This is a genomic window from uncultured Sunxiuqinia sp., from assembly GCF_963974515.1.
GTDB lineage: Bacteria > Bacteroidota > Bacteroidia > Bacteroidales > Prolixibacteraceae > Sunxiuqinia.
On the sequence record NZ_CAXBDD010000006.1, the window covers coordinates 44,443 to 63,494 of the forward strand.

The following is a 19,052-nucleotide window of genomic DNA, read 5'->3' on the forward strand; positions in this document are numbered from 1 at the left end:
GCAACAAATGAACAGCGACAAAGTCACCAAAGCCGTCTTATTTTCCGTTTCAATTCTGATTCTGCTGCTGGCTGCCGGCATGCTGTATTCGCTGGTGGGAGGGTCGTTACCTTCTTTCAAAGCCTTTGGATTGCAGTTTATCATTTCCGGGGAGTGGGATCCCACTTACGGACGCGAAAAATATGGCGCGTTACCATTTATTGTCGGAACATTAATTACCTCGTTTGCCGCCTTGCTGATTTCGCTACCGCTTTCTTTTTCCGCCTCACTTTTTTTGGGTGAATATTTCAGGGGCACGCGGGTTGCCAGACTATTGGGTATACTGGTTGACTTGTTAGCCGGCATTCCTTCGATCGTTTATGGCTTGTGGGGTTTTTATGTGCTGCGTCCTTTGCTCATCGACCTGGGTTTTGGCGGACAAGGCTTCGGAATTTTTACGGCCAGCCTGATTTTGGCGATCATGATTATTCCGTATGCCACATCGTTGAGCAATGAGATCATCAGTATGGTGCCGAATGATCTGAAGGAAGCGGCCTACTCGCTGGGCGCCACACGGCTGGAAGTGATTACCACGGTAACCATTCCGGCAGCGCGATCCGGAATCGTGGCCGGATACATTCTTTCTTTTGGAAGGGCTTTGGGCGAAACCATGGCCGTGACCATGCTGATTGGAAATACCAACCTGGTCCCCGACAGTTTGTTTGACACCGGAAACACCATGGCCAGTGTGATTGCCAACCAGTTTGGCGAAGCTGACGGGCTCAAACTCAGTTCACTGATTGCGATCGGACTGCTGCTGTTTCTGATGACCGGCGTGATCAACGCCATCGGCAAGTTGATTATTAAAAAGATGAACTAAGTAGCTATGGAATCCATCGATATACTGAAAAGTCAGGATCACTCATCCGGAAGGATGCTCAAGGACAAGCTTATTCTTGGCCTGGTGATTGTACTTTCGCTGATCACCATTTCGCCGATCGTTCTGATTATTTGGAAACTGGTGGTGGAAGGCTACCGGCAAATCAGTCTCGACTTTCTGATCGAAAATACGCCCGACACCTTTGAAGCGATGACTGCCGTTGCCAACGGAGAGCTGATTCCCGGAGGTATTGCCAACGGTATTGTGGGTACTTTGTTGATGGTGGTTCTGGCTTCGGCACTGGCTATCCCTGTTGGGATTCTAACGGGTATTTACCTCTACGAAAACCAGGGAAGCTTTATGGCTAATCTAACCCGTGATATTTCCGATATTTTGCAGGGCGTACCGTCCATTGTACTCGGATTGATCTCTTACTTGTGGGTTGTCAAACACATTACCATGGGCTTTTCGGCTTTGGCCGGAAGCGTTTCCCTGTCGATTATGATGCTTCCCATGATTGTTCGTTCAACCGAAGAAACCCTGAAAATGATTCCCGAAAGCCTGAAAGAAGCTGCGCTGGCACTGGGTGTTCCCTATCATAAAGTCATTTTGCGGGTGTTGATTCCAACAGGTTTTAGCGGTTTGCTCACGGGTATTTTGCTTGGTATTTCCCGAATCTTGGGGGAAACCGCTCCGCTGATGTTAACGGCGTTGGGAAGTTCCATGATTAACCTGGACATGACCAAGCCCACAAGCGCCATTCCCTTGCTAATCTGGGAATTTTACAACGATCCTAACATGATTGGCCTGATCTGGAGCTCGTCATTGCTGTTGATGGCAATGATTCTAGTACTGAATTTGGTCTCGAAACAAATTGCCGCCAAAAGACGATAGAACATGACTACAAATACCATTGCTGAAGTAAAGAACCCGATCTTGTCGTTGAAGGATTTATCAGTTGCCTACGACAAGAATTATGCGGCGAAGAATGTTTCAGTCGAAATAAAGAAAAATACGGTTACTGCCATTATGGGGCCCTCGGGTTGTGGTAAGAGTACCTTGCTGCGGGCTTTGAACCGCATGCATGAGTTGTATGAAAATATTACGACCGAAGGGGAGGCATTGCTCAACGGGAAGAATATTTACGATATGCCGGCCATCAAGCTTCGGCGGCACATGGGCATGGTTTTTCAACGCCCAAACCCGTTTCCGACCATGAGCATTTACGACAACGTGATTGCCGGCTACAAGCTCAACGGCATCCGCACCAAAAAGCAGGAGCGGGATGAGATTGTTGAACGTTCGCTACGTGATGTAGCGCTGTGGGATGAAGTGAAGGATTCGCTATTCAAAAAAGGCACCTTCTTGTCCGGTGGACAACAGCAGCGTTTATGCATAGCACGGGCGCTGGCGTTCAGCCCCGAAGTAGTCTTGATGGACGAACCCACCTCGGCGCTTGACCCCATCGCGACTTCAAAAATTGAAGACCTTCTGGTCAAGCTGAAAGAGCACTACACCATTGTGCTGGTCACGCACAACATGTCGCAGGCTGCACGCATCTCTGATTATTCATTATTTATGTATCTTGGGGAGTTGGTTGAGTATGGTAAAACTAAAAACATGTTTACCAACCCCATTGATCCGAGAACAGAAGAGTACTTAACGGGTAAGTTTGGTTAACAATCGGTAAAAATTCAAATTATGACCATTAAAAAAGACGACGCAATTAATCATATCCAGGCTGATTTTGAGGAATTGGCCAACCTGGTGCTGGAACAGCTTGACCTTATGGAACAGGTCGTCATTTCGGGTGAAATTTCAGTTCCCGACGATGTTTTGAAGAGAATCCTGCAAAACGAGAAAGACATTGACAAGCGAGAAGTCAAACTAAGCGATAAGATCGTGAATGCTATCGTGCTTTACAAGCCGGTAGCTTCTGATTTAAGATGGATTATGGCTTGTTACCGGATCATTTTGAGCCTGGAACGGATTGGTGATATTGTGTTGAATGTTACCAATTTCATCAAGAAAATTAAAACACCCGAAGTCTATGACCGGTTGAAGGAAGTGCTTTCTACCATGACCATTCAGAGCATTAAGATGGTTCGCAAATCGCTGCTTTCGTATCTGAATGACGACCGGGAGTTTGCTATTTGGACCATAAAAAATGATGTGGTTTTTGACGAGATCAATCATAAACTGTTGAAAAAGATTCTGGCCAAAACCGAAACGGCCGAAAGCAATAAGCATTTGTTGATGAGCATTGTAACCATTAAGGAAATGATGTCGAACATTGAACGCATTGCGGATCATGCTACCAACATTGCCGAAGCGGCGATTTATTCGATTGAGGGAAAGGACATCCGTCACCATAAAATTGACAAGTAAGTCATGGATTATACACCGAAAATACTGGTTGTTGACGATGAAAAAGACCTGCGCGAAATCCTGCAGTTCAACCTGTCGAGCGAGGGGTTCGAAATTGATGTGGCCTGCTCGGCTGAAGAAGCTTTAGGCTTACCGCTGGAGAATTATCACCTCATTTTGCTTGATGTGATGATGGGCGGCATGTCGGGCTATAAAATGGCCGATATCCTGCGCAAGGAAAAGGAGCTGGATGTTCCGATTATTTTTTTGACGGCCAAAGGTTCAGAGAATGATTTGTTGACCGGATTCAATGTGGGGGGCGACGACTATATCGTGAAGCCTTTTTCGATCAAGGAAGTGGTGGTGCGCATTAAAGCCGTTTTGAAACGTGGAACCACCACAAAAAAGCCATCAACAATACTGGAGATTGGTGGCTTACAGCTCGATATTAACCGCAAGTCGGCTACCATTGATGATGAGCTGGTAAAACTAACCCGCAAGGAATTTGAAATCCTGGTTTTGTTGATGAAGAATCGGGGCAAATATATCTCGCGCGATGAGATTTTGACCCGTATTTGGAGCGACGATGTCATTGTAACCGAACGGAATGTGGATGTTAACATTGCGCGGTTGCGGAAGAAGATAGGGGAATATGGAGCTGCCATCAAAGGCCGCTCTGGTTATGGATATTGCTTTGAGTAAGGGCCTTTGGAATTTGGAATTTAAAACATAAAACCGTGATACTTAAACGACGAACTTACAAGCAGCGCATTTTCATCTATTTTTTTGCTGCCTTCACCTTTTTCATGATCGCGATTCTGGCTTTCCAGTTCAACCGCGAAAAGCGATACCGGACGGACCAGCTGGAAAATACGCTCGACAATATTGCTGGTTTTACGCACCGGTACATCGAGCATTACGCGATTATTCCGGAGCAGAACTTTGCCCGGCTGGATACGGTAAAATACCTGATCCCGGAAAGTAATATCCGCGTGACGGTGATTGATGTCAAAGGCAAGGTGTTGTATGATAGTTTTGTACCGGAAGCCGAAGAGATGGAAAACCACCTGTTTCGTCCTGAAGTGCAAAAAGCCCTGTATTCCGGAACCGGCGGAAACATCCGGCATTCGGCCACGACAGGGCAGGATTTTTACTACTTTGCCCGCTTTTACGACGATTATTTTGTTCGATGTGCGGTGATTTACAACATTGAGGTGAGGGATTTTCTGAAGACTGAACGCGTATTTATTTTCTTCATGATTGCCCTGTTCCTCATGATGTGGATTCTGTTGTCGGTTGTGACGAACCGGTTGGGCGAGTTTGTTGATCGTTTGCGTGATTTTGCCGTTCGGGCCGGAAACAATGAAGATATTGACCCGAATTTAGGTTTCGCCGACTCGGAGTTTGGCGATATTCGCCGGCAGATTGTTCAAATTTACAACCGGCTGCGAAAAACCAAGGAGGATTTAACGACTGAGAAAGAGCGGCTGTTCAATCACCTGAATGCCCTGAATGAAGGAATCGCATTTTTCCTTCCAGATAGAGAAAAGATACTGGCTAACAGCCATTTCATTCAATACATCAACCTCATTTCAGAACGTTCATCGGTTTCGGCCGAAAAGCTCTTTGAGATCGAGGAATTTCAGCCCCTGATTGTTCAAATTGAAAAGTACCTGCGTGCTGATTACGTTATTAATCCCAAGGACTTACCGCAGTTTTCAATCACAATCTCCAAAAATGAAAAGTATTTCAACGTTCAAAGCATCGTTTTTCCTGATAAAAGTTTTGAAGTATTGATTAGTGATATCACCCGTCCCGAGAAGCGCCGCCTGCTGAAACAACAGCTCACGTCGAATATTGCCCATGAGCTGAAAACGCCGCTGGCTTCAGTGAAAGGTTACCTGGAGACGATTTTGAACAACAAGAACCTGCCTAAGGAGAAACTGAACTATTTTATCGAGCGGGCCTTTGTTCAAAGTGAACGCCTGAACTCGCTGCTCAATGATATTTCGCTGTTGAATAATATTGAAGACGCCGGCGATTTGTTCGAGTTCAAAAAGGTTCACCTGCGGCCGCTGATCAACGACGTGATTGAAAACCTGGAGTCGCGGTTAAACGAGAAAAATATGCTGGTTCAGCTTTCGGTAAGCGACAAGGTAATGGTGTATGGAAACGACAGTTTGTTGTCGTCTATTTTCCAGAACTTCATCGAAAACTCGGTTAATTATGCCGGAGAGAACACGAATATCCTGATTAAGCAGTATCTCGAAGACGAAAAATTCTATTACTTGAGCTACTCCGATACCGGAAAAGGAATTGCAGAGGAGCATCTGCCGCGGATTTTCGAGCGATTCTACCGGGCCGACGAAGGCCGCACGCGCGAAAATGGCGGAACCGGATTGGGTTTATCCATTGTGAAAAATGCGGTCCAGCTGCATAAAGGTGAAATCTCGGTACGTAACAAGCCCGAAGGTGGACTTGAATTCCTGTTTTCTCTGGCTAAAGGTTAAGCAGCCAGATTTTTCCCTTATTAATTGAATTGTAATCATATAAGCAAACCCCGGTCATCATTTGACCGGGGTTTGTTGTGTTGTTTATCAGACAATTATTATAATCCTTGTTATCCAAATGTAATCCAAGCGTAGCCAAACTTTAATCAAGTTGTAACACGATTACCCGTACTTAGCTTCCGAAAAATAAACCGATTGATTGCGAAAATGAAACGACAACAGCTCAGAGGATGCGTGCCAAACCAGGCACATGACAAAGGTCGGAAACGATTCCGGCAGCATCTACCCCTGTCAGTCATGAATAGCAGACAATGCTAAAAACTCAGCGGCAAGCGGTTGAATTTTAGCTGAATAATTGAGAACAGATTTATGGGATTAAAAAGATTACTCTTGTTTTGTTTACTGGCAAACACGCTGGTTTTTGCTTCGGCACAAACTGGTGCGATAAAAGGAACCGTTGTTGATATCAAGACCAATGAAACTTTGATTGGAGCAACAATTTATCTGGAAGGCACAAGCCTTGGAACAACCACCGATTTTGACGGAAACTACGTGCTGGAGCAAGTTCCAGCAGGAACTTACCGGGTGAGGTGTTCTTACATATCGTATGAGACGAAAAATAGGGAGAATGTAGCAATCGAGGCTGGTGGGATAGTGGAAATTCACTTTCAGTTGGGCGAGTCAACGGTTGAGCTCGGCGATGTAAGGGTTGTCGCCAAGGCTAACCGCGAATCCGAAGCAATGCTATTGCTGGATCAGAAAGAAGCCTCGGGCATTAAAGAAAGCATTGGCTCAAACCGAATGTCCAGCATGGGTGTTTCGAATGCCGCGTCTGCCACGGCAAAAATTTCGGGCGTCACTCGGAATGAAAGTTCAGGCGATGTTTACGTTCGCGGATTGGGTGACCGCTATCTGACCACCACCATGAACGGCCTGCCAATTCCATCGGACGATGTGGAGAAAAAGAATATTGACTTGAACCTGTTTTCGGTTGATATTATTGAAAATGTGGGAATTGACAAGACCTTCTCCGTGGCCTCCTATGCCGACCAGTCTTCAGGCACGGTCAATGTGAGCTCCAAAACGTTCAGCAATAAGCTTTCCATTGGCGTTTCGGCAAAGGCAAACACCAATATTTTGAAAGAGGGCTTGTGGAACGGATTTAGAACCACGCAAAACTGGAATGATGTGAGTTTTGGATTTTACGACCGCCCCTATACCACATCCGATGCTGTAAAGTATCAGAGTTGGAATACAGAAACCCGGAAATTTCCGCTAGGCTACGGCTTGTCGTTCACCGGGGGTAAGAAATTCAGGCTCTTTGACAATGATTTGAAGGTCTTTGCAACATTGGAGCACGAAAACGCCAGTGAACACCAGAAGGGGGATTACCAGAAATACCGTTCCAATGTATTGACTGATTCGTTTACCGATGCGGAAACATTTTTAACCAAAATGAATTCGACAGGTCTACTGAACCTCGCCTATGATTTCAGTGAAGATCACAGTTTGAGCTTCAATAGCCTGGTTGTATTTAAAACCACCGATCAACTGTATGAAGCAGGACGCAACGGCGAAGGGTACATTTACGATCAGCTGCCGCAAGATTCCGCCGCATTTGTTCGGGATCAGAATCTGAAACTGACTCAGCTGTATGTTAATCAACTGCTTGCAACACACAAGCTAAGCGACAACAATACGCTCAAGTGGGCTGTGGCTTACAATATTGTGAATTCTGACGAACCCAACCGGATTCGCAACCAGGTTCATACAGTGGCTGAAAATAGTGTTCGCTTTGCCTACGTAGGCGATTTTCAACAGCGAAAATCTCACCAGTTTATTGAGGATAGTGAAATCAATGGTTTCCTGAACGATGAACTTCGTTTAATCAATGCGGGGCAAAAGAAGTTGAAGCTGAATTATGGCACAAACTTCCGGATGAAAAAACGGGATTTTGAGTCTTTGTTTGTTGGGGTGAGGGCAAAGGATGCCCAGGTTCGATCCATCGATCATTTGGACGAAGCATTTCTGGATTTAAGCAAATATAACACGCGGGAACTTGTTCTGAGGGAAGCCAGACCCGATCTTTACCAGGCTGACTTAAAGGTGTATGCCGGTTATTTGAATGCTGATTTCAACTTGGATAAATTGAGCGGAACGGTTGGTGCACGTTACGAAATGGATCAAATTGATGTGGAGTGGGATGTGGCTAACTACGTGGGCCGAGCCGGTTCAATTGCCAATGAATACACCAATATTCTTCCTGCCTTAAATTTGAAATATCAGCTATCTGAAAAAAATTCCTTGCGTCTTGCAGCCAGCAAAACCATTACGCTGCCCGAATTTAAAGAATTGTCTCCCTTTGAATATGTTTCACCAACAGGTCGGGTAACCAAGGGAAATCCGGAGCTTCAGCATTCGGAAAATTACAATCTGGATTTGAAATGGGAGCTATTCCTGGGCACTAAAGAATTGGTATCGCTTACAGGTTTCTACAAGCAAATTAATGATCCGATCAACTTGGCGCAAACAAGAGGTTCATCCGGTAATTTCATCTACGAGAATACAGGTGATCGGGCCGATGTGTATGGATTTGAATTTGAAACAAGACTGAGTTTGCTGGCGGCTGAGAGTAGCGCTATGCCTGAACTCAACTTAATTCTAAATGCCACAAAGATGTGGTTCAATCAGGATCTGCTTGAAGAGTTCCAATACAATAATGTAACGGAAACCGAATTGCAGGGCGCGTCTGACTTCATTTTGAACGGTACTTTGAGTTTCTCAAATAATAAAGAAAATGAGTTTATGGCTACGCTTACCGGCAATTATTCGTCCGATAAAATACTGGCGCTCGGAGCTCCCGAGGATTTTCAAAATAGTGCCACCTTATTCAATAGTGAAATCATTGAAAAAGGTTTTGCGGCGGTAGACCTTGTGATCAGTAAAAAGTTCAGCCGCGCAATTGCACTGACGTTCTCAGGTAGAAACCTGCTGAATCCAAAACTAGAACAGACCCAGAATATCAAGCCCCTGAACGGGGACCCGTATACCGCCACGGTCAGCTCGTACCGAAAAGGCATTGAGCTTACCTTGGGATTGAAAATAAACTTGAATAGTCATTAAACGATCATGTTTTATAAAATTGAAAAAAATGAAAAAGAGAACAATTAAATTTTTAGGTCTTGCACTACTGGCAACTGCAGTATTTACCGGATGTAACGACGATGATGATCCAACGCCCGTTCCGGTCGACGATGTCATTGAAGCACTGGAAAGCGGTGTTATGGAGGGTGAACTAATGGAAGACTACGCCCTTAATGCATCCATGTCTTATCAACTGACTGGTTCCTTTATCGTGGCCGAAGGAGTTACTTTGACCATTCCTGCCGGAACAAACATTGTTGCAGATAACGGAGGAACCGATGTTTACATTGCCGTCCTTCAAGGGGGCGACATTGAGATTATGGGTACCGAAAGCAGCCCGGTGGTGATGTCCTCAGCAAATGGAAATCCCGGCGACTGGGGTGGTTTAACCATTTGTGGTAATGCAACAACGACAGCCGGCGTTAATGCAGAGGCTGAAGTTGGTGGATTCATCTACGGAGGATCTGACGACAGTGACAACTCAGGAACCATTTCAAACCTGGTCATCATTGGCACCGGAGCCCAAATTAATGCGGAGTCGCAGTACAATGGTGTTTCGTTCTATGCGGTAGGGTCTGGAACAACGGTTGAAAACGTAGCAGTGATCAACGGTTCCGACGACGGTGTGGAGTTCTTTGGAGGTACCGTTTCGGTCACCAACTTATTTTTGCAGAATAACGAAGACGATGCCATCGACTGGACGGAAGGATGGAACGGCACGGTAACCAACGCCTATGTGGAACACACCATTGCCGGTTTCTCAACTGTTGTTGAGGCGGATAAAGACAATGCCAATCCAAAGATTGTCAACCTGACCGCGGTATCAACGGTTGGCGGGACAGCGTTGCAGTTCAAACTGCAATCTGGCGCTACCATCACCGGATTATCCTTGAGCGGCTATGCCACCAGTATTGATATGAAAGACGATGGCCCGCTGTCGAATGTTATCATTGATGGTGAAGCTGCCGATCCTTCGAGAAGCTATAATGCTGAGGCGACAGTTGACCCTAGCGCTTGGAGCTGGGTAGATGCGGAGCTGGCCGAAGTGGTTACCCTGGAGGGTGACGTAACCGCCGATGTTACTTTAGATGCTTCAAAAGCCTACCGCTTGACAGGTTCGTACATTGTGCAGGACGGCGCTTCGTTGACCATTCCCGCCGGAACAAAAATCCATGCTGATGCCGGCGGTACAGAAGTGTACATCGCCGTATTGAAAGGCGGACAAATCTTTATCGACGGTACGGCAGAAGAACCCGTTGTTATTGCTTCTGACTTAGGTTCTCCGGGCGACTGGGGAGGTTTAACCATATGCGGCAAAGCGACAACAACAGCCGGCGTAGATGCGGAAGCCGAAGTAGGCGGTTTCATTTACGGAGGAACGGAAGATGGCGACAACTCGGGTTCGGTCACTTACCTGGTCATTAAAGGTACAGGTGCCCAGATTAATTCTGAGTCACAATACAACGGGGTGTCACTCTACGCCGTAGGTTCGGGCACCACCCTCGAAAATATTGCCGTAATCAACGGTTCCGACGATGGTGTTGAGTTCTTCGGAGGCACCGCTTCCGTTACCAATATTTACCTGGAAAACAACGAGGATGATGCAGTTGACTGGACCGAAGGCTGGAGCGGTGGCGTGACCAACACTTATATTTCACACACCATTGCAGGCTTCTCTACAGCTTTCGAAGCCGATAAGGTAAACAACAACCCCCAGTTTGCAAACGTAACCGCGATTTCAACGGTTGGAGGTACGGCATTACAGTTCAAGTTAGAGTCCGGTGCAACCATTACCAACCTTTATTTAGAAGGCTACGAAACCAACATTGATATGAAAGATGGTGGCGCCCTGTCGAATGTGAAAATCGATGGCGTGGATGCCGATCCAACTGCGACCTATGATGCGGGTACAAAAGTCGATATTTCAGCGTGGAGCTGGATTGAAGCAAGTTTATAAGCGATCTAAATAAACATCATCACCATATTGAAGTTTAATCAAGCTTCAATTCCCGTAAATCTGTAAAGCCCCAGTTCGTTGGAACTGGGGCTTTTTACTTGAATCACAAATAGCTGGTCTTCACTGATCATGTTGATAGTTTCTGGAAGTTTAGTCAAACTTTGAGCATTTCCCCGTCTTTTTTAACGGTTTGATTATGTATTTGAGATGAACTCGAAAACATGAAAAAAGTAACTTTAATTCGCCTATTGATGGTTATCGTGGTTTTTCAAGCTTGCCAGGAGAATGAAGTGAGACCATTAGATTTTTCTGAAGTAAATATTGAAGTAGATGTTGAAACAGACATTTGCGATTGCCTAACAGAGGTTTGTTCTCCGGAGCCTGGTTTGTTAATAGCCTATGGATTAGTGGAAAGAATGATTGCTCTTACTGATTATGATGAAGTAAGAATATTCCAGGGTGATATCATGCTTCCCGATGAACAAATAGGTAGGATGTTAGGCATTGAAGATGGGTGAGCAATGATTTAAGCTTCCTATTCACGGACTATCGCAAGGCCTTCGTTTAAGGAACTGTCGTTTGCCCAGATTCTGGATGCTATTTCAAACCGAACTTTTAATGGCAGCTTGTTTACTTACTCCGATTGGGACGGCAACCTGACTGAAACACGGATTGATCATCTGGACCTTCGCTGGGAGATGTTTTTACAAAGAGGCCAGATCTTCTCAGTAAGTGCTTTCTACAAGAGATTTGATGATCCCACTGAATTGGTGTGCATACCGGAACAGCAAACAAGTACCGAATACCAAACACGAAATGCGGGCGATGGCCAATTGTTTTGGGTAGAAGTGGAATTCAGAAAAGACCTGGATTTTATTGCCCCTTAATGGAACAATTTCAACCTGAGCGGTAACCCGACCGTGGTGGAATCTCAGATCGACATGACCAGCACCGGGCTTTTCCGCGATATCTACATCAAGCCATTTCACAGCCTGAATAAAAAGATCGGGAAAGATCAAAACACAGCCATCGAGCTGAAGGTGTCCAACCTTCTGGACAGCACAATGGAAACCTACTGTTAGTCCTACCAGGCTGAAGATCAGCTCAATATCTTCATCAGTCCGGGAAGAACATTGGGGATTGGTTTGAGCCACCAGTTTTGATGGTTGGATAGCTGTAAGCTGCAAGTTTTGCATCTGCTGGGTATGGAGTAGCCCTAATGACTAGCTCATGCTTTCATTCGTCCTCATCAACGTGGTGGCTTCGTGCTTAAAAAAGCTGGAGCGACGAATTCGTTTGACAGCATGCCTTAAGGCTATTGGATTTTTGGTAACTTTGCCGGAAATTCAATTCGCATGGAATCAACACGTCAACAAAAAATAAGCCGGCTGCTGCAAAAAGAACTGGCTGATATTTTTCAGAAAGAAAGCCGAACCCTGTTTATGGGGAAGATGATCAGTGTAACCATTGTACGGGTCACACCCGATCTGGCTTTGGCCAAATCGTATGTTAGTATTTTCCCAACCGAAGAGCGCAAGGAAGTGCTGAAACAGATCCGGATCGCCAATCCGAAAATCCGGGGCATGCTGGGACGCAGGGTAGGCAAGCAGTTACGTGTGATTCCTGAACTGGAGTTTTACATTGACGACAGCTTGGACTACATCGATAACATTGATCGCCTCTTAAATACGTAAGCATGCAGTACGATCCCATCAAGCGTTCTTTGGGGAGGGTGTTTAACCGGCATCCTTTCTTGAGAAAAATATTTTATCGCCTGCTCGATTGGCTGTTGCTGCGCTCGTGGCATATCCGAAAGGAGTTGCGAAAGCTGAAAAGGAATGGCTTGAGCAAGCCTGTAATTTTGGATGCCGGCTCCGGTTTTGGCCAATACACCTATCGGATGTCGAAGCTTTTTCCGGAATCAAAAATTGTTGCGGCCGATATTAAACCCGAACAGATTGCTGACTGCAACCAGTTTTTCGAGCAAACAGGTAAGTCAGACCAGGTGAGTTTTCAATATGCCGATCTGACCAAATATACCAACCCTGAAACCTACGATTTGGTGCTTTCCATTGATGTAATGGAGCATATAGAAGAAGACACCAAGGTATTTGAAAACTTTTTCCACTCGATGAAAAAAGGTGGCGTACTGCTCATTTCAACTCCATCGGATCAGGGTGGGTCCGATGCGCATGATCACGATCATGAAGCGGGTGGTGTGCACGGCTTTATTGACGAGCATGTGCGTGACGGCTACAACATTGGAGAGATAGAGAAAAAGCTGAAAGCGGCCGGATTTAGCCGGGTGGAAGTGCGCTACTCTTATGGTGCTCCCGGAAAGATTTCGTGGCGTTTATCGATGAAATATCCGATTTTAATGCTGGGAGCCAGTAAGCTGTTTTTTATTCTGCTGCCTTTCTATTATTTGCTGGTCTTTCCACTTTGCGCCGTGTTGAATTATCTGGATGTCAGCAATACGCACACCACCGGAACCGGATTGATTGTTAAAGCCTATAAATAGTTGAAACTCGCCTTTTACATAGCACGCCGTTACTTGGTATCACGGAAATCAGCCAACATTGTCAACCTGATTTCGGCCATTTCGGTGGTGGGTGTGGCGATCGGTACCATGGCGCTGATTGTCGTTCTTTCAGCTTTTAACGGGATTGACTCCTTTATTGAGGGCATGCTTTCCAACTTCGATCCTGACTTAAAAATAACGGCTGTCCAAGGCAAGAGTTTTTCGCTGGACGATGCCGATTTTGATTCCGTCAAGCAATTGACGGGAGTCGTTAGTTATGCTGAAGTGGTGGAGGAGAACGCCCTGTTAAGTTACGAGGGCCGCTTGAAATATGCCGTCGTAAAAGGTGTGGCCACCGATTATGCTGAGTTTTCGGGATTGGATTCAGTGATGATTGACGGGGAGTTCTTTCTGAAAAAGGGATCGCAAAACTATGCGGTCATCGGCGAAGGGGTGCGGTATGAATTGTCTGTTGGCTTGTCGTTTGTGAGCCCAATCTATGTCAATGTTCCCCGACGGGATTTTAGAAGCACGATTAATATCGACCAGTCGTTGAATCGTGGGCACGTTTTCCCATCGGGATCTTTTTCAGTTGAGCAGGAAATCGACAGCAAGTATATTCTGGTGCCTTTGGATTTCGCCCGCTCGCTTTTTGAGCTGGAAGGGCGGCTGACTTCGCTGGAGCTGAAAGTGGATGATCAGGATGATGTGTCACGGATAAAAGCCAGTGTTCAGAAGCTTTTGGGAGCGCAATTCCTTGTTCAGGATCGCTATGAGCAGCACGAATTTCTGTACCGGGTGATGCGTTCGGAAAAGTGGTCGAGCTTTCTAATTTTGAGCTTTATCCTGGTGATTGCCTCTTTCAACCTGCTGGGCTCGCTCACCATGATTATTATCGACAAAAAAGACGACATTAAAATACTCGGAAGCATGGGAGCGAACAAGAAACTGGTTCGGCAAATTTTTCTTTTCGAAGGCTGGCTGGTTTCGTTTTCCGGAGCCGTTGGCGGATTAATTCTTGGTGTTGTGCTGGTATGGGCCCAGTCCCGATTTGAGCTTCTGAAACTTCCAGGAGACGGGTCATTTGCATTGTCAGCCTATCCGGTCGATTTGCAACTGATTGATGTGTCCGCAACCTTTTTAATTGTGCTTTGCATTGGCTTTTTCGCAGCTTGGTACCCGGTTCGTAGTATTTCTTCGGATTTGACTTAGCGTTTCATAATCCCGTAGCAGAGAATTTTCAGAATATTATCGACACCTTTTTCCAGGTTCACGGCTCCGTAATTTCCGGCAGACATCGGCATTTCCAGTCCTTTGATGGCTGTGGTAATTCCAATGGCCGCCAAGGTGAAATCGTAAATTTCGAACTCATTTTTCCGGACACCTTCAATCAAAATCCGTTTGATCATCCGGATTTCTTCCTGGTCGTATTTGTCTTTGATGTTGTCGATGAATTCAATGGCGGTTACGTCGTTCTCAAGCGCATGGTAAAAATTGGCCAGCCCGCGGTAGGTCGTGAGTTTAGTAAGAATGTATTCGCGCAGTTTTTCAACCGGGTCGGTATTCCTAAGAACTACTTTTTCCAGTTCGCGACGTAGCACATCCACTTCTTTCATGATAACAGCCTGAAAAAGATCTTCTTTGCTGTCGAAATAGTAGTACAATGAACTTTTTCCTTTACGAACAGCATTGGCGATATCGTCGAGCGTTGTTTTTTTATAACCGTATTTGCTGAAGATGTCCTGAGCAATCTTCAAAATATTTTCGCGGTTGGCATCTCGTTTGTTCGCGCCGTTCTGACTATTCATGACCATTTTGCTTCTATTTTTTTAACAGGGCTAAAGATATTCAATTTTTCGAATAGTTGGGGCCTATTTTTCGCCTGAAAAAAAAGCTATTCCTCAACGAGTTTAAAATCAAGTTGTTTTCGTTCGAGGTTGGCCCGCATAATTTCGACTTTGACATCTTCGCCAAGCTGATATTTTTTGTTGCTGTGTTTTCCAACCAGGCAGTAGTTCTTCTCGTCGAAGATGTAAAAATCATCACCCAATTCGCGAATAGGGACCATGCCTTCGCATTTGTTCTCCAGCTCAACATAAATTCCCCAATCGGTGATTCCAGAGATGACTCCAGGGAATATCTCGCCGATTTTGTCTTTCATAAATTCCACCTGCTTGTATTTGATTGACGATCGCTCGGCGCTGGATGCCCGTGATTCCATTTCGGATGAATGGTGGCACATGTCTTCGTATTTTTGTGCATTGGCCGATCGTCCCTCGTTGAGATAGCGATCGAGCAAGCGGTGAACCATGATGTCGGGGTAACGGCGGATGGGGGAGGTAAAGTGCGAGTAAAACTGGAAGCCGAGTCCGTAGTGGCCGATGTTGCGGGTGGAATACACTGCTTTGGCCATCGATCGAATCGCAAGGGTTTCAATCACGTTTTGCTCATTTTTTCCTTTTACGTTGTCCATCAGCTTATTCATCGATTTGGAGATGGCGCTGGCGCTGGTGGTTTGAATGCCATAGCCAAACTTCTGGATGAAGTGGTTGAAATTCTCCAATTTTTCCGGGTCTGGTTTGTCGTGAATCCGGTACACAAAGGTTTTGGCTTGCCGCTTGCCTTTGGTTTTTCCGATAAATTCAGCCACTTTTTTGTTGGCTAACAGCATGAATTCTTCAACCAACTGGTTACTTTCCTTAGCTACCTTAAAATATACCGACAAGGGTTTGCCTGTTTCCTCTTCAATTTCAAACTTCACTTCTACCCGGTCAAACGCCAGCGAGCCTTCTTTGAAGCGCCGGCTTCGAAGTTTAAGGGCCAGTTGATGCAAAGTCAATACTTCATTTTTCAAGTCGCCTTCACCGGTTTCAATAATTTCCTGGGCTTCTTCGTAGGTAAATCGCCGGTTCGAGTTGATGATGGTACGGCCAAACCACTGGTTGCTGATGTCGGCATTGTCATCAAGGTGGAAAATGGCCGAATAGCAAAGTTTGTCTTCATTGGGCCGGAGTGAGCAAACACCGTTTGACAGGTGTTCGGGCAGCATCGGCACCACGCGGTCGACCAGGTAAACCGAAGTGGCCCGCGAGTACGCTTCATCATCGAGAATGGTGTTGGGGCGGATGTAGTGGCTGACATCGGCAATGTGAATGCCAACTTCCCACAGGCCATTGTCGAGTTTGCGCAGCGAAAGGGCATCGTCAAAATCCTTTGCATCGTGCGGGTCGATGGTGAAAGTTGTAGTATCACGCAGGTCGCGCCGATCTTTTATCTCTTCCTCTGAGATTTCCAGGGGAATTTTTTCTGCGGTCTTCAGCACGCTTTCTGGAAAACGAAGGGGCAGGTCAAATTCTGCGAGAATGGCATGCATCTCCGTTTCGTGTTTGCCCGAGTCGCCCAGTACTTCAATAATCTCGCCAAACGGATTTTTGGCTTTTTGCGGCCACTCGGTAATTTTACCAATGGCTTTTTGCCCGTCTTTGGCGCCGTTCAGCTTTTCATTAGGAATAAACAGGTCGAAGCCGACTTTGCCAACCGGGATTAAAAAGGCAAAGTTTTTTGATCGTTCAACCGTTCCCACAAAGGTCGATTTTGCCCGCTCTATGATTTCGGTAACTTCGCCTTCGAGTTGGTGCTTCTTACGCCGGGCATACAGCGAAACCCGCACTTTGTCGCCTTCCATGGCGTGGTTCAGGTTGCGTTGCGAAACCAGCACCGGCTGATCAACTTCTTCCGAATTGACGTACGCAAAGCCTTGCGGCTGCATGTCAACACGTCCGCAAACATCGCCTCCGCGCGATTTAAGCTTGAACTTGCCACGTTGAACCTGTTCGAGGTTTTCGTTTTCGGCCAGCTCATCCAGCACTACATTGATGAGTTTCCGGGTTTCCGGATCTTTGACGCCCAATAGGTTGCCCAATTGTTTGTAATTGTAGGTTTTTTGCGGGTCACCGTAAAAGACGTCCAGAATTGCTTTTTTGAGTTGGGGTTTATTGAAGTTGGAAAGATTTTTCGATTTTTTCTTCCAGTGTTTATTCTTAGCCATTGTTTTAAATTTTTCCTGAAGTTAGCGGATTCAATACGAATAAAAAAGGGGAAAGCATGAATTTGCATTCCCCTTAGCGCATTTTTATTTTTTCAGTAATTAGTCATTGCTGTACATTGTTTTGATCGGGTAGATGTCCAGTTTTTCAACCCAAAGTTCTCCGCCCGTATTGTATAGAACAAGTTCTTTGGCATCTGGTTCAGCCGTAAAACAGGAGCTTAATACGGCTTTGCCGCCATTGCCGAAAATTTCAATGGATGTGCGGTCAAGCAGGATTTCCAGTTGAACTTTTCCATCTTCAGGAGCGAGTACTACACCTTGACCAAGGCAGGATAGAACTTGTTTGGTGGCATCGTAGCGGATTTCAACTCCGCTGGCTTTTTTGGAGTTTCGAACCACAAAGCCAAAGCTGTTGACCGTTTTTAGATGAAAGGTTCCTTTAATGTGCAGGCAGTCACCTTTCACTTTTTTGGTCAGGTTTTTATCCAATCCCGGAATCAGGTTTTCATCTTCCCAGCTGTGCCCTTTTTCGTGGATCAGCTCAATTTCTTTGACGGGTGTTCGGATCAGCCGGATGCCTTCGAGGTAGGTTTGCAGGGAAAGCTCTGTTGGGAAGGTCATTTGTCCATTGAACGGCATGTCCGGGTATTCGCCGCCACGCATCCAAGCCAGTTGAATAATCCGACCGTCTTCTCCCGGAATATTGTTGAAGGTTTGAGTGGCATAGAAATTCTTGCCAAAGTCACCCTGCATTTTCGGTGTTTCCGGGGTAAATTGTTTGCCATCAAAGGCTCCGATGATATACGACCCGTCTCCATCAAAAATAACCCAGCGGCTATCGTCCGATCGACGGTTTACCGATAGTTTGACCAAGTCGGGACATTCGTAGAAGCCAGCCAGGTGACTTTCAAAATTCCAGTCGGTTAAGTTTTCAGAAGAATAAAAAGAGAAGCCTTGTCTGCTTTTTTCACCATCGGGCATTCGCCACAATACCAGAACGTATTTTTGGCTTTCCTGGTGCCAAAAGGCTTTCGGATCACGTGCATCGTCTTGTTCATTAAACGGAATGACGGGGTTATTGGCGTATTTTGTCCAGGTTCTTCCTTTGTCGGTGCTGTAGGCAATTCGCTGGCCATTGTCCTTGCTGGTGTAAAAAACCAGCATGGTTTTGGTATCTCCTTGCTGAAGCCTCAGCAAGTTGTTTTCATCGATGATGGCCGAACCCGAGTAGGCTGTCGCAAAATCCTTTTCTTTTGAATCATTATCCGGGAAGATAGCGATTGGCAAATGTTCCCAGTGAACCAGGTCGGTACTGACAGCATGTCCCCAGTGCATAAATCCCCACTCAGTGTCAAACGGATTATGCTGATAAAACAGGTGATATTCGCCCTCGAAAAAGATCAACCCATTGGGATCATTCATCCAATTTTCGGCCGGAGTAAAATGAAATTGCGGGCGGTAAGACTCATCATACGAATGCTTTTGAGCGTTTACCGAACTGACTAACACGAATAAACAAAATAAAATGAGAAGGTTATGCGAACTTTTCATGCTTGGTTTGTTAAGACAATAAACAAGACGTACAAATTAACAAAAATAAGACAAGATTTCTGTTAATTTTGAATTCGAAAATTGAAGATTAAATC

Annotated in this window: 16 protein-coding genes; 13 read left to right on the plus strand and 3 right to left on the minus strand. The window is 45.7% G+C overall.

From position 1 onward, the window contains the following. Positions 1–7 precede the first annotated feature (7 nt). The 13 genes from pstC to AAC033_RS03180 all read left to right on the plus strand — a co-directional run bounded on the left by pstC (position 8) and on the right by AAC033_RS03180 (position 14,570). The gene (gene pstC / locus AAC033_RS03120; protein WP_339735286.1) at positions 8–859 is read left to right on the plus strand and encodes a phosphate ABC transporter permease subunit PstC; all 852 of its coding nucleotides are present in this window, start codon (positions 8–10) and stop codon (positions 857–859) included. Positions 860–865: 6 nt separating this feature from the next. Continuing rightward, positions 866–1,753: a phosphate ABC transporter permease PstA gene (pstA, locus tag AAC033_RS03125; RefSeq protein ID WP_339735288.1), complete on the plus strand. Its 888-nt coding sequence runs from the start codon at positions 866–868 to the stop codon at positions 1,751–1,753. A gap of 3 nt (positions 1,754–1,756) precedes the next feature. Beyond that, positions 1,757–2,539, plus strand: coding sequence for a phosphate ABC transporter ATP-binding protein PstB (gene pstB, locus AAC033_RS03130; protein WP_339735290.1), 783 nt, complete (start codon positions 1,757–1,759; stop codon positions 2,537–2,539). Between the two features lie 21 nt (positions 2,540–2,560). Then, entirely contained in the window at positions 2,561–3,247 is a 687-nt protein-coding gene (locus AAC033_RS03135) for a PhoU domain-containing protein (protein WP_339735293.1), read from the plus strand. 3 nt (positions 3,248–3,250) lie between these two features. Beyond that, on the plus strand, positions 3,251–3,928 hold the full coding sequence (locus AAC033_RS03140; RefSeq protein ID WP_339735295.1) for a response regulator transcription factor: 678 nt from the start codon (positions 3,251–3,253) through the stop codon (positions 3,926–3,928). 35 nt (positions 3,929–3,963) lie between these two features. Continuing rightward, on the plus strand, positions 3,964–5,736 hold the full coding sequence (locus tag AAC033_RS03145; RefSeq protein WP_339735297.1) for an ATP-binding protein: 1,773 nt from the start codon (positions 3,964–3,966) through the stop codon (positions 5,734–5,736). Positions 5,737–6,105: 369 nt separating this feature from the next. Beyond that, positions 6,106–8,859 carry a TonB-dependent receptor gene (locus AAC033_RS03150; RefSeq protein WP_339735299.1) on the plus strand — a complete coding sequence of 918 codons (2,754 nt, stop codon included), beginning with the start codon at positions 6,106–6,108 and terminating at the stop codon, positions 8,857–8,859. A 28-nt stretch (positions 8,860–8,887) separates the two neighbouring features. After that, entirely contained in the window at positions 8,888–10,837 is a 1,950-nt protein-coding gene (locus tag AAC033_RS03155; RefSeq protein WP_339735301.1) for a hypothetical protein, read from the plus strand. A 221-nt stretch (positions 10,838–11,058) separates the two neighbouring features. Then, positions 11,059–11,355: a hypothetical protein gene (locus AAC033_RS03160; RefSeq protein WP_339735303.1), complete on the plus strand. Its 297-nt coding sequence runs from the start codon at positions 11,059–11,061 to the stop codon at positions 11,353–11,355. Between the two features lie 72 nt (positions 11,356–11,427). Beyond that, the gene (locus tag AAC033_RS03165; RefSeq protein WP_339735386.1) at positions 11,428–11,724 is read left to right on the plus strand and encodes a hypothetical protein; all 297 of its coding nucleotides are present in this window, start codon (positions 11,428–11,430) and stop codon (positions 11,722–11,724) included. A gap of 468 nt (positions 11,725–12,192) precedes the next feature. Continuing rightward, positions 12,193–12,531: a 30S ribosome-binding factor RbfA gene (rbfA, locus tag AAC033_RS03170; RefSeq protein WP_339735306.1), complete on the plus strand. Its 339-nt coding sequence runs from the start codon at positions 12,193–12,195 to the stop codon at positions 12,529–12,531. A gap of 2 nt (positions 12,532–12,533) precedes the next feature. Next, positions 12,534–13,358 (plus strand): class I SAM-dependent methyltransferase, encoded by an 825-nt coding sequence (locus AAC033_RS03175; protein WP_339735308.1) that lies wholly within the window; start codon positions 12,534–12,536, stop codon positions 13,356–13,358. Next, positions 13,359–14,570 (plus strand): FtsX-like permease family protein, encoded by a 1,212-nt coding sequence (locus tag AAC033_RS03180; protein WP_339735310.1) that lies wholly within the window; start codon positions 13,359–13,361, stop codon positions 14,568–14,570. Here the strand turns inward: AAC033_RS03180 and AAC033_RS03185 are convergent. From AAC033_RS03185 to AAC033_RS03195, 3 genes are all read right to left on the minus strand, one after another. Beyond that, positions 14,567–15,166, minus strand: a complete 600-nt coding sequence (locus tag AAC033_RS03185; RefSeq protein WP_339735312.1) for a TetR/AcrR family transcriptional regulator — start codon at positions 15,164–15,166, stop codon at positions 14,567–14,569. The two genes, AAC033_RS03180 and AAC033_RS03185, sit on opposite strands and share 4 nt — an antisense overlap. 86 nt (positions 15,167–15,252) lie before the next feature. Beyond that, positions 15,253–17,406: a ribonuclease R gene (gene rnr, locus AAC033_RS03190; protein WP_339735314.1), complete on the minus strand. Its 2,154-nt coding sequence runs from the start codon at positions 17,404–17,406 to the stop codon at positions 15,253–15,255. Positions 17,407–17,505: 99 nt separating this feature from the next. Then, the gene (locus AAC033_RS03195; RefSeq protein ID WP_339735316.1) at positions 17,506–18,957 is read right to left on the minus strand and encodes a glycoside hydrolase family 32 protein; all 1,452 of its coding nucleotides are present in this window, start codon (positions 18,955–18,957) and stop codon (positions 17,506–17,508) included. Positions 18,958–19,052: the final 95 nt, after the last annotated feature.